The organism is Paenibacillus sp. J31R30 (assembly GCF_059692115.1).
Genome location: NZ_JCAUAV010000016.1, coordinates 76,096 through 89,037 on the forward strand (window position 1 = coordinate 76,096; position 12,942 = coordinate 89,037).

7 protein-coding genes are annotated in these 12,942 nt (G+C 45.6%); 3 read left to right on the top strand and 4 right to left on the bottom strand.

Features of this window, described 5'->3' with window-relative positions:
- The first annotated feature begins 211 nt into the window (after positions 1–211).
- Positions 212–298, top strand: coding sequence for a putative holin-like toxin (locus AC58QO_RS30120; protein ID WP_414813269.1), 87 nt, complete (start codon positions 212–214; stop codon positions 296–298).
- Positions 299–484: 186 nt separating this feature from the next.
- Here the strand turns inward: AC58QO_RS30120 and AC58QO_RS30125 are convergent, their stop codons facing one another.
- On the bottom strand, positions 485–775 hold the full coding sequence (locus tag AC58QO_RS30125) for a YerC/YecD family TrpR-related protein (RefSeq protein ID WP_029198698.1): 291 nt from the start codon (positions 773–775) through the stop codon (positions 485–487).
- A 281-nt stretch (positions 776–1,056) separates the two neighbouring features.
- On the opposite strand from AC58QO_RS30125, the gene AC58QO_RS30130 reads away from it, so the two are divergent.
- Positions 1,057–1,683 carry an aminotransferase gene (locus AC58QO_RS30130; RefSeq protein ID WP_497272126.1) on the top strand — a complete coding sequence of 209 codons (627 nt, stop codon included), beginning with the start codon at positions 1,057–1,059 and terminating at the stop codon, positions 1,681–1,683.
- A 77-nt stretch (positions 1,684–1,760) separates the two neighbouring features.
- On the opposite strand, the gene AC58QO_RS30135 is transcribed toward AC58QO_RS30130, so the two are convergent.
- The gene (locus tag AC58QO_RS30135; RefSeq protein ID WP_497272127.1) at positions 1,761–7,829 is read right to left on the bottom strand and encodes an S-layer homology domain-containing protein; all 6,069 of its coding nucleotides are present in this window, start codon (positions 7,827–7,829) and stop codon (positions 1,761–1,763) included.
- Between the two features lie 48 nt (positions 7,830–7,877).
- The gene (locus AC58QO_RS30140; protein ID WP_497272129.1) at positions 7,878–9,050 is read right to left on the bottom strand and encodes a HupE/UreJ family protein; all 1,173 of its coding nucleotides are present in this window, start codon (positions 9,048–9,050) and stop codon (positions 7,878–7,880) included.
- Between the two features lie 305 nt (positions 9,051–9,355).
- Here AC58QO_RS30140 and AC58QO_RS30145 point away from each other — a divergent pair, with 305 nt between their 5' ends.
- The gene (locus tag AC58QO_RS30145; protein ID WP_497272131.1) at positions 9,356–11,470 is read left to right on the top strand and encodes a helix-turn-helix domain-containing protein; all 2,115 of its coding nucleotides are present in this window, start codon (positions 9,356–9,358) and stop codon (positions 11,468–11,470) included.
- Between the two features lie 39 nt (positions 11,471–11,509).
- On the opposite strand, the gene AC58QO_RS30150 is transcribed toward AC58QO_RS30145, so the two are convergent.
- A complete protein-coding gene (locus tag AC58QO_RS30150; RefSeq protein ID WP_497272133.1) occupies positions 11,510–12,895 on the bottom strand; it encodes an ABC transporter substrate-binding protein in 1,386 nt (461 codons plus the stop codon).
- Between the last annotated feature and the right edge of the window lie 47 nt (positions 12,896–12,942).

A 12,942-nucleotide genomic window follows, 5' to 3' on the forward strand; every position in this document is an offset into this window, starting at 1 on the left:
CCGTACGAACTAAGCCTATCTTCCTATGCTACAGAATGTGTTCCTCTATGTCAATTTGAAGCTGCTCTCTGCTGTTCAACCAACTCTGAATATCCTTCTAGAAGGCTTTAGCTTCGATTAAATATCAACCATTTATCCCAAAATATGCTATAATCAATCTCGACAATAGAATCGGTTTCAAGGTTGGTCGGCTAGCCTCTTTAAGGAGGTGATGCCCGTGGAGGTATACCAAGCATTATCGCTCATGATTACATTTGCGACTTTGGTTGTGTTAATACTTACTAACAAACGGAAATAGACCTCCCTTGAGCTTCGCGGCTTTGGAGGTCTATTATCATTCAACTGCGGCCGATCACCATTGAGGTAATCTATTGTACGGGAGAGGTGTTAGCGCACCTCTCTTTTATTATGTTTACTGTAACATATCCACAATATACGTGCAATTGTATATAAGATTATTTACTACTTGCAAGCCCAAAAATTTTTAACGACCTAAACGATCCAATGTCAGTACATAACCATCGTTCCCGTAATTCAGGCACCTTTTGACCCGCGAAATGGTTGCTGTTGAAGCCCCTGTTTCCGCTTCGATCTGGTTATACGTGCATCCCTTGCGCAGCATACGAGCCACTTCAAGGCGCTGCGATAGCGACTGAATCTCATTCACGGTACACAAGTCATCAAAAAAGACGTAACACTCTTCAATATCCTTCAACGTTAGTACAGCTTCGAAAAGCTGGTCTATGGCTTTATCATTTAATTTTTTTAATTGCATGTGCTGTCAACTCCCGGTCAAAAAGCATGTTGGCTCATTGGTTCTCTAAGCTCCTGTGTATCATTCGACGTAACGATTATAAATCCTTCCTTTAGGATTGCGATTCGTTAAAATTTCTATGCGTTAATGAGGTAAACAATGACAAAACCATGGCAAACGTCCGTATAAAATGAGCATTCGCACAACAAATCCCCAAGACCCGTGACATTCGTCCATACCAAAGGTAGGCAAGTGACATATCCTGTAGGAGACAAATCTGATAAAAAGGATCGTGAATCCTAGTGACCAACCCAAGACAACAAATTATTGGTAATGGCGGAAATCGTCCTGAAGTCGAAACAAGAAGCTTAACCCTTCCCGGTGAAGGCTTCGGTCAATACCCAGGCTTAGGCGGTGGCAATCCCTTCGGTGGCGGCGGCTTTGAAGGCGGTGGCGGCTTCTTCGGCGGCCCTCCTGCTGGCGGTAATACCGGTGGCGGCTTCTTTGGCGGCGGTGGCGGTGGCGGCAATCCAGGCGGTGGTTTATTTGGCGGTGGCGGTGGCAATGCCGGTGGTGGTGGCGGCGGTAACTTCCTAAGCAATCTCCTTGGCGGCGGCGGCGGTGCTGGAGGCAGCTCGAACCCACTTAGCGGCTTAAATATGAAGCAAATCACCGGCTTCGTTGAGCGGATGGGTGGTATTGACGGCATTCTTGGTACGATGGGCAAAGTTCAGAAGTTCATGTCTACTTTTCAACAAATGGCACCGATGGTGAAAACTCTTATTGGCTCTATAGGCAAAGGGAAGGTAGCCTCCGGCGACGTAGAGGAAGTCTTCCGTCCAAAGCGCAAACGCCGTAAGAAATCCGGCAAAGCCAGAAGACGCAAAGTTGGCTCCCGCCCAAGCACAGCTAAACGGAAACGCAGATAGACCTCTATGCTGTCTATCTATGGGCAAAAGGCTCCTCGTCTTTATAGACGAAGGAGCCTTTGCATGTTCAACTCATTTTAGCGTGATGCTAGAACTTTCAATAGTGCCGTTACCGCTTCTGCTCTTGTTGTTTGGCCAGCTGGATCAAATGCATTCCCATTCTTACCTTCTACTAAGCCAAGATTCTTAAGCGCTGCGACTGCACCTTTCGCCCATGATGGAATAACCTTATCATCTGCAAAACCTGTTGCTGCTGTCGTCTCGTTCGATTTCCCTAATGCTTTGGCAATCATCACAGCCATTTCTGCTCGTGTAATTTCGGCATTCGGACGGAATGTACCATCCTCATAACCCGAAATGATGCCTGCTTGTACCGCTTGGGCAACTGATTTCTGTGCCCAATCTCCGATCGCTGCCTTGTCTGCGAAAGCTAAGGCTACGCCATCCACTTGCGGTTTCAGCGTATTCATCAGCATAACCGCAAACTCTGCGCGTGTGACGGTATGGCTAGGCTTAAATGTACCGTCTGGATAGCCGCTCACAATGCCGCTGCTTACTGCTTGCTTGATGTTGGACTCTGCCCAGTGTCCCGCAATATCGCTCAGTGTAACTGGTGGCTTGACGGGTACCTCTGGTTTTTGATCAACAGCCATGACTGCATATTTCGTAAAGTGATTAACGTCTACAGTAATGCGATTACCATCGACTTTACCACCCTCAACTTCCACCCATTTCTGAGTGACTTCATCGAAATAGAAGACAGCTGCTTGTTGGTCGGCTTTCACACTTGATGGATCGAAAGCAAACGTCAACGTGACCGGCTTGCTGAAGTTCTCTGTGAAGTTCTTAAGAATCTCATAGACTGGACTAGCTAAAATCTCATGATTCGTTAATAGCTGATCTGTCCCTGACAATTTTTCTATCGTTAACTTTAATTCTTTCATAGAAGCATTTGCTGGAATTGAGACAGAAACCTCATCCTTATAACTCACTTCGCCTGTCTTACCAATTGGTAGCGTTAGTGTACCATCTGTCGAGGTCACTTTATCGTCAATCGGTTTCGTTGGCGGAGTTGGATAGTAAGGTTCCGATGATGATTCTTCAGCACGGTATACCGTCAGGTTATACGGTTTCTTCGTACCATCTTGCGCGACAACCATAATTTCAACTGGGTTAGCCCCAACCTTTAGGTTAGTCGCTTTGTATGCATATACATTGTCTGTGACAGCCGTATACACGGCACCTGTTACTGTAAGCTTTTCGTAGAGATCCCCTCTGGTTATGAAGAGATTTATCTCGGAGATGTTATTAGACACCTCTACATTATAATCACGTTGGGTCGCAGAGAATGTCGGATACAAACTCCCTTGATTTACAGCGATGTTGGAAAGCAAGACATTGTTACTCATCCTTGTTACAAGGACTGTGTACGTTTTTGTCGAGCTATCTCCTGACGTAACGACAATCGTAATCGTAGTGTCTCCTTCGTTCAACGGAATCTCAGCACTCGCTTGACCACTGATAACCTTGATTCCGTTCACCGTTACGCTTGCTGTTTCGTTCGTGACCGTTGGTGTGACTTTCAAGCTATTAAGACTCTTAACCACACTTTGGGTATAGCTCCTTCTTGTGGGGTCAAAGGCCTCATTCAGATCTCCGCCGCTGAGACTTAGACCGGTCAAATATTCAGTCGACATCGTCCCCGTTGTGAATTTCCAAATATCCGATTTCTTCACGCCACCATACATATCCGTTGCTGCAGCATACCATTGGTAGCTAGATAATGGAGCTAGATTTTTCCAGATGGTCCCGGCATTCTCCCCGCTCTTCACGTGATTAACCGTACCAATTACTTTGTCCGTATACACATTCACTCCGAAATAGTCCGTAGCAACGCGTTTCGTTACTGGTTGCAAATTCAGATTAATGGAAAACTCATCTTTGCCAGGATACTCAGCTGGATCATAGAAGTTGTAGTCATTCAAATGCGGTGAATAAGTCTTCATGTTGATTTTGTTATTTTTCATATCAAACTGCATAAGTCTGATGTAACCAAGTCCACCTTCTGGCGCCCCTTGGTAGTCAGCAAGCATTTGATACACGTTACGATCTGCTACGCCGTCATTGTTATCATCAATCGCATCGACTTTCAACTCTGCATCGTGATAATGGCCGGAAAGTGCCGCAATAACGTTCTTATTCGGTTTAATAACGCGTTCGAATACTTTTTCCGCCATTGGCGCGCGGTTATTGGAAACGAGCATGAATTCATGGAAATTCAAGATGGCTTTCCGGTTCGGATACTTTTTCAAAACGTCGTTAATCCAATCAATCTCTTTGTCACCATAACCCCAACCCATGTAAACAACGATGAAATCATTCCCGTTGGAGGATACGAGATCAAAATGGCCTCGATTGTTATCGTAGGATTCGCCGTATGTTGGCTGATTCTTGAAGCGATCTTCCCCGAACCATTTGGAATAGTAACTGTAATCATTGTTTTGATGGCCTACGTCATGGTTACCTGCCAATACGCCGTATGGAATGTTGGCTTGTTCCAAGACCTTCATATCCTTATCTGCTTCGATCCATTGATATTCCTGGTCTGCGATATCCACGATGTCGCCTGTATGAATCACATATTTAATTTTATTATCTACTTTGTGATCTGCGATCCATTTCACAATTTCTTGATAGATATACGGATAGGTCCTCGAGTAATACTGTGTATCCGACATCCATACGAATGAGAAATCATAATCTGTTGCTGCATCTGTGGTAGCTTGTTGTGGTGCAGCTGCAATTTCATCCTGTACCATCACTTGAATCTTCTTGTTGTTGGCATACGTACCAGCAGCTACTGTAGCTTGCAACTCGAAATCTGCAGTGCCAGCTATAACAGTCTTCAGAGCGTTCCATTTTTGCGCGCTAGGACTCCATGCATACAGGGTCACTTTGCGGCCTTCCAGGGACTTCCCTTTCCAGTTAATTTCCACTTTATCGGTGCTTTTAATAGCATCATCCAAGGAAATTTCAAATCGCTGATACGGGAATTTCTCGTCAGAATCATCGACCAGATACTGCCCGTCCAAGGCACTAATTTTATTATAATCCTCTTGCGTAAAGGCAGTTTCTCCACTCGGTTTTTCCTGTCTAGGAGGCTCTGTGTCTACGGCATTGCGGAACCCTGCAAATTGCCCCTGCACGCTTGCATCGTATTTAAAGCCTTGGTTAATGCTTACGTTCATTTCATCATTCATTGGATCCGATACTTTAACGCTCAAAGGAGCATTACGATCTACGTCAACAACGCCTTGCCCTGGTGCCACTTGCTCAGGTGCATTCGGAATTTCATTTGGCACCTCGAAGTTGATGGTCACATTTTGCACGTTACCAACTTTATCAACAGCCTTGATGCTGAATACATGCTTACCGCCAGGCAGCTGCGCAGATGATGTGGCATATGGCAACGTAATTGGCTGGGTGTCGAGCTTAGTCTCTACCTTGTCCACGCCAGCTAATGCATCAGTTATGGCTGCATCCAGGCTGAAGTCGCCACGGTACATGACCCCCTCTTTAACGGAAGGCTTGATAACAGGAGCTGTATTATCCACTTTCACCGTCGATTTAACGGTTCCACTAACACCACCACTTACCGCAATCTCATGTTGACCATCACTCGTAGATGCTGTATTCCAAACATGAGCCTTGGATGCCAACTTCTCTGCTGGAATGACGAAATCGAAATCAACAACTGGCGGCTTCCCTGAGGAATCACCCATTTTAATAACTTTGGCTGGATCATTGTACTTCGCATCATAAATCACCGTACCATCATCAAGCACTAAACGTACGTTCTTCACGTCAAAATTATCTTTATTCTCCGCTGGACGATCATCGAAAGGCGAAGCCTTCGAACCCGCTCGGATGGAAAATACATTGCTGCCTTGCTTCAATCGGTCTGCTTGAATCGTCGTAGATAGCGTTGTATAGCTATTCACGGTGTCCTGGAACGTAAAGAGGATATCTTTATCTTGCGTGACCGCATTTTTAAAATAGTAATTTACGCCTGTCACTTCGAATGCGATATAGGCGTCATGTTCAACGGCATGGAAGGTGGATTGCGTTAATTCACTGCCATCAATGGCCAGCTTTAGGTCATCAGCGCCTAGCCCTTCGCCTGTTCCTTTAATTACTTTGGACCCTGCAATCACATCGCCGTCTTTCACATTCAGACGCAGGGCTGAGTGATCCGAGCCTCCCGTGATGGCAACGCGCTTCGTAGCCGTCGTAGTCTCATTCTGACCGTCCGAAGTCACAAAGTAATAATCCAAGTACTTGTTACCGATAAGCTCAGGTGAGAACACCGTATAATGATATAACGTATCTGCGAAGCTTTCTTGCAAATACTTTTTCGTATAATTCGTCTGTTTTTCCGTTTTATAATAGAGCGCTACTGTCTTTAACGATGTTTCATCTTTAGCATCCGCGATGATCTCAAGATCCTTGGATTGCGCAATGCTAATCTCTTTCGTTAAATCCGATAGCGTCGGCTTAACCGTATCTGACTTGACAATGACACTCTGAAGCGGCGCTTGAACCTGATCAAGCGTTCCAGGTGTTGCAGCCATAGTTGCAGCGCTGTATTTCGTCATTGTTTTGCCGCCATCAACCGGGTATTTATACATGATGCCCATATTTTTCTTGGAATCGCCGCTTACGTAATACGCGGATGAGACTTCAACACCTGTATTCGTAGCAATTAGAATGCCTCTATTTCCGCTATTTGCCATACCATCGGTATGTATGCGTACAAGATTCGTGCCTTCAACCAAATTAGTGTTGTAGTTGGTGTTGAAATCAGCCACAGGTGTATTCGCATTCTGCGCATTGATCACCCAGAAAACAAGCGTACCATTAGATGGAATTACCATGTCTTCCTTATCTGCTGGCCAAATGACATCCGCATCTGGACCGGAATCTGTGTAACGGTAGATTAATTGGTAGTCTTTGAAATTAATCGCTTTATCTGTGTTGTTGTACACTTCGATAAACTCATAACCATCTGCGGTACCCACATTCTCAGAATCAGGCACAACTTCTGTAACGAGAAGCGGTGGAATCTTCGTGAAATCCGTATTATCTAATTTAACGGTCGCACTATAAACGTTTGAGCGAATCGTACTAAAGCCGTCATCCGCTTGAATGTAATACTTGAGCGGGGTGTCGGTCAGCTTGGCCCTAGGTATCGTAGCTTGATACTGGGTACTGCCTGTCACGGTCATAGGAACGGAATCATAAGTGGTCTGAGAACCTGCTTTAAAATACACAGCCGCGGACACAGATTCACTCTGCTCAGGGTTCGCGATTTGAGCTTGCAGCGTTAAATCTACTTTCTGATCCGCTTGCGTAACCGGCGTGTGGCTAATAACCGGAGGCTCCGAATACGTCCGCGGGATCGTTGGAACTTGACTGGGATCGACAACGCCTGGCGTTGCAGCAGATTCCCCTACAGAATACATCGCCATATTCTTCGTACCGTCAGACGGATAACGATAGAAAATACCTTTGTCCGGTTTCGGGTCTCCATTTAGGTAGCTTGTTTGGTAGCTTGCAATCGAGATATCACTACCGGATTTCTCCTGAATAACGAGCCCTCTTGGACTCGCATTAGCCATGCCATCCTTTCCGTCAACACGGAATAGGTTCACATTTTCCGTTAGGGTTGTTTGATTATTCGCATTGAAATCAGCTTCAGTCAAACTTTTGTTCTTCGTGTTCATCACCCACAAGACGATAGAGGAATGCGAAGGAATCGGCATACTCCCACCTATGTTCCCGTTATTATAAGGCGCCCAGACGGTATCCGCACCTGAAATCCGGTAAACCAGATTGTAATCCTTAAAATCTAGCACTTTGTTCGAGTTGTTATATACTTCAACGAACTCATAGGCATCCGCACCAGCCACACTAGCAGTAGAATCCGGTAATAGCTCGGTAATTAGCAACTTAGGAATCTTCGAGTAGTCCACAGCGCTAACTTGTACGTCGTTATCCACCGCATTAGCCATCGGGGCCAGCATGCTGAACATCATCCCGAATACGGTCATCCCGGAAACCAATCGTTTTAAACCTTTTTTATACACGTAGTAACGCCCTCTCATCGTCAAATTCAAATGAATCCTATTAACTATTTATTGGGAAAGAATTCGCTCAAACAACCAGTACATGCCGAATACGCCAATGATGCCGGACGCATATAAGTTCCAATTGATCTTCAGCGGTACGCGGCGGAGCAATATAAGAAGTGGAATTACTACCGCGACAACGACAAGCTGTCCAATTTCGACGCCTAAATTGAAGGAGAATAAAGGCAGCGCCATGTTTCCAGACAATGTACCTCGCAGCACCTCAGCAAATCCGAAGCCATGTATTAACCCGAACAGCAAGGTAACCGCTACACGAGCGCTCTCTTTTTTCTTCCATATGTTCTCAACGGCAATATACAAAATACTTAACGCTATTAAAGGCTCGACAATTTTGGGCGACAGATAGGCGATCTCCAGTGAAGATAAGACCAGCGTGATGCAATGGCCTACTGTAAAAGCCGTAATCAGCTTCACAATTTTCATTACTCTTTGTTCAGATGCCAGCAGCAACCCGAATAGAAACAGCATGTGATCAAGTCCTGACCATATATGCTCCATCCCCATGAGAACGTAGGTTTTTAGCGTATTCTGCCAGGAATCACTAGCGATTACGTCGACAACTGGTTTACTCGTTGCTGACGCAGCAGTCATGCCAGGATTCCCTGCAGCTGCACCAGGACCTTGGATCTGCACAATATAATTTTGACTGCCAAGTACCTGCTGAATCGTCTGGCCTCCCACCTGAATCGTGGCATAGTTGCTATGAGTTGGATCGATTCCGCTATACCAGAAGAAGTTATATTGCACGAGATATTGCTTCACTGGGGCAGCAAATTTATAACGGATATCCATGCCAATCATATCCATGCTGGCTCGTTTCTCATGCTTAGCGCTAAGAACGACCGCCGTTCCAACTTTGCCATCCCCCGTCACAATAATCCCATCATCTACGAGCTTGGTTAATGCTTCCAAGGAGGTTGATAATTGGTTATCACTGATCTTGTCTCCGCCGTCTGCTTTATTGGGAAAAATCTGTAGCAGGTCATGTTCGGCTAGAGATAGATGATACTGCATCGTATCTGAGCCTACTTTAATATCTGAGTAACCGCTCGAAGAAGCATGCGCCCCTACCGAACCTGCTAGGCTTAGATGTACGATTACTGCCAAAACCAACGTGAAGAAGCTCATCTTGATGTTCAACTTTGTTCGTTTGCGCATGTGGTCTTCCCCTCATTATTCATTTGCTTGTGCCTAACTTACGTCAATCTTGACTCTCCTTTCTGCAAGCACCTGTGTTACCTGCTCATCATATCCAGAACCACATACCGTGCCTATACACATCATTTTGGATCTTCGACGATTATTACGATTCGTTTTTTAAGCTTTTATAAATGGGCAAACAAGTAAAAACGGCAAGCTTCCCAAAAAGTGCCCATACCTTTCAAATCGTTTATGATCTACAATAAAGTGTGTATAACTCGCCGGAAGCAAACAGCGTAACAAGAAGAGGGAGCCTGCGACTTATGAATATTTTCTCCATGCAAAAATCTTTATTTCGAAGCATCCTAGCCAGCTTTATGATCTTGATTCTCATCTTCTGTTCGTTTAATCTCTTGATTTTTTGGCTCGTCAAAAACCACTTCCGCAGCGAGATGATGGCACAGAATCGTCTTACTCTGCAGAAAGTGGCTGAGCGCTATCAAATTCAATTGGATAAAGTGCGAGAAGCTTTGTATAAGCAATTTACAGATAAGAACGTCATTACACTTAACAATCAAGTGATTTTAAAAAAGGATCCCGAGTCACTTCCTACCCGTCCTATTGTGCTGGACATGCAGAGTATCGCAAGCGATTCGGACCTATATGTCGATAATTTGATCCTGATGTTCCGATCTACGAATTTGACTCTGAGTAAGCTCGGTCCTGGAACAACAGTCGATTTATTCAGCAGCATCTACCAAAGCACACGATATCCGCTCACTTACTGGCAATCGCAGTTTGATCGCAGTGACAATTACGTGCTTCATCCGGGGACTTTATTTGGGAGCCCCTCATCAGCAGGAGAGTCAACAGGAAGAATGTTAATTCCTTATTCCATTAAGCCTGCTCTAGCTGACAATATGATGATTGCTATGATCGACGGCAACCGCTTGCGCGACGCGGTTCTGAAAGAAAATCCCGATCTGGACATCACGATACTAGGGCCGAACCAATCGATCATTTATGAGACAAATAAGGATTCACGCCAGCTCCAAGGGCCGGTTGAGATTGAATATCAAGATGAAAACGGTTTGCGTTACGTCATGAAGATCACAAGTCCTGAATTTACATCCCAAATTCTTCGTTTGGACACTCTCATGATGTTTCTGTTAGGCGCTTCTATTGTCATCGCCTTCATCGTCTCTCTCTTTTTCAGCAAACGAATCCATAAACCAGTCCGACAACTGATCCAAGAAAAAGGTGAAATTCAGCAGGAGCTGCAGGATCAGCAATCGGAGTTAATCAACTATCATTTCATGAATAAGCTGAAGAATATCCATCCGGTTCCCGATGAATGGCAGCATATTCAAGGTACAGAGGGGACTTACACCATCGTTCTGTACGAGCTGCGCTTCCGTTCACCAGCTTTCACCCAAATCCCGATGAGCAGAGAACATATTTCGCAAACGATCGGCGAACACCTCAAACGAATAACAGATGAGCGGTTTCCTGATTCCCATACACTGCAGATGGAACATCATCAGTTTCTAACGGTGTTCCCTGGCAATGAGCGTGAACGCATCCTTCTGATGCTCGAAGAGTTGAAGCTGGTTCTCGACAAGGACCTTCGTTACTGTCTGGTGACTGCCGCCATCAGTTCAGCGTTCGAGCATTCTCTACAGTTTGGTCATGCCTACCGACAGGTGAAAGAGTTAGCTGGACATGCCCGGTTACTGGAAGCAACGCAAATTGTCGTTGAATATCGTTCAGATCGCGCTACGTACTTCCTTACCCTTACACAGGAGCAAGAACTGACTACAGCGCTAAAATTAGGCAAAGAACAGGAAACGCTGGACCTCTTTCTTCCGTGGCTGGATGAACTTGACTTGAAGGAAGCTTCTGTGGATATGTTTAAGCATATGGTGGTTGCTGTAACCGATAAGGCCAAGATGGTGCTTGAGCATTACAAAGTTCAGACTGACGATACCTTGCAGCTGAGGTCCATCCTGCTTCAATTAGAGGAATGCTGTACGTTAGACGAGTATAAACGAACATTCGAGGCTTATTTCCGTATCGTCACTCAGCTCATCCGTGAGAAGAAAGAGACGAATGATCCCATCATTGATCATGTGCTTAGCGTCATTAAGGAGCAGTATGCAGAGGATCTTTCTCTCGATGTTCTCGCTGATCAACTAACTCTAAGCAGCTCCTACCTCTCTACGTATATCAAAGAGAAGACAGGAGCCAATTTCATGGAACATTTGCATGATAGACGAGTCGGCTACGCGCAAGAACTATTGGTCCATACCGACTTGAACATTCAAGACATTGGCATTCAAGTGGGCTACCGAAACATCTCTTCCTTTAATCGCATGTTCAAAAGCCGCACAGGCTCTTCCCCTGGCGAGTACCGTAGGACATATTTACTTAGAGCATAAAAAAAACGAAAGCCGGTTCATATCCCGGCTTTCGTTTTTTCATTTTAACGACTTATTATACGCATCGATTTTGGCGTTAATTTCTAAGGTTGCTGCATCGAGCGCTTCCTGTGGCGATTTCTGCCCGCTCAGCGCCTGCCTGATGGCATTCTCCGTCAGCTTTCTCGCTTCTGGATAGACCCCTAGAACACCGCCTTGTGTCGCTTGATTGTGCTTTGCAGCGTTATGCTGATCAATAGCTGTCTTGAACTGTGGGAACTGTTTCATATTGTCTTGTACGATCGGCAGCTCATAAGCCTTCTCTGTAATAGGGAAGTAGCCTGTGTTTACATGGAAGAACGCCTGCTGCTCTGGCTCGGACAAATACTTCATGAATGCCCAAGCCGCCTGCTGCTCCGCATCCGACTTGCTGTTCAGGATCCAGTTGCTTGCCCCGCTTACCACCACACCACCGTCGCCATCGGCTGGCTTGGGAAAGAAGCCCGTCCCGACATCGAACTTACCATCAACAGAATCGAGGATATCTCGCAGCGCAGCCGTTGTATCGAAGATCATAGCGACCTTCCCTTCCGCGAATGCTTTCTTGGAATCGTCGCCCTTACCCGCTGAGTGAATAGCCGACTTACTGTCAATTAACCCCTTCCACCAAGAAAGCGCCTTGACTCCCTCTTCACCATTCAATTGCCATTGCGTTGCTAAGCCATCGCGCCCGTTGCCCAAGTTCACCAGCTCAGCGCCTTGATTGGCAATAAGCTGTTCCATGTACCAACTGTGCGTGCCGAAGTAGGCGCCGGTCACACCGTCTCTTGTTAACCTTTTCGCCGCTTGGGCGATGTCCGTATAGAGAACCGGCGGTTTATCGGGGTTTAATCCAGCAGTTTTGAAGAGATCCTTGTTGTAATACAGAATCGGATTAGATGTGTTAAAAGGCATGGAATACAGCGTATTCTCCACCCGATAATAATCGATAATCGCTTCATCCATTTGAGACATATCATACTTGTCCTGATCAACGAAGCTCTGAATCGGCGTAATTTCCTTGGAATCAATCATGAATCGTGTTCCGATATCGTACACCTGAATCATCGTTGGACCCAGATTGGAACCAATAGATGCCTTCATCTTGGTCAAACTATCGAAGTAGGAGCCCTGAAATACGGCCTCCACCTTAATATCCTTATGTGAAGCATTGAAGCTTGTTACGAGCCTGTCCACCACTTGACCGTTCTCGCCGCTCATGGAGTGCCACCAGACTACTTTCTTAACCCCATTAACGAATGGTTCGGCTTCAGCGGCATCCCCTGCCTCCGTGCCTTTCACCACTTCTTCATGCCCCCACACCGAATAAATGCCAAATATGCCGAACAGCAGCACAAGGATAATGAAATAAGCGGGTATCGAAATGTTACGTTGAAATATCTTCATCTTATCCCTCCTATGACTTTTAATCATAGGATCTCAATGTTTGCCTG

Excerpts from the sequence above, each read along its gene's own strand:
- AC58QO_RS30145 (WP_497272131.1), top strand. The coding sequence starts at position 9,356 with ATGAATATTTTCTCCATGCAAAAATCTTTATTTCGAAGCATCCTAGCC.
- AC58QO_RS30150 (WP_497272133.1), bottom strand. The coding sequence starts at position 12,895 with ATGAAGATATTTCAACGTAACATTTCGATACCCGCTTATTTCATTATC.
- AC58QO_RS30125 (WP_029198698.1), bottom strand. The coding sequence starts at position 775 with ATGCAATTAAAAAAATTAAATGATAAAGCCATAGACCAGCTTTTCGAA.
- AC58QO_RS30120 (WP_414813269.1), top strand. The coding sequence starts at position 212 with ATGCCCGTGGAGGTATACCAAGCATTATCGCTCATGATTACATTTGCG.
- AC58QO_RS30140 (WP_497272129.1), bottom strand. The coding sequence starts at position 9,050 with ATGCGCAAACGAACAAAGTTGAACATCAAGATGAGCTTCTTCACGTTG.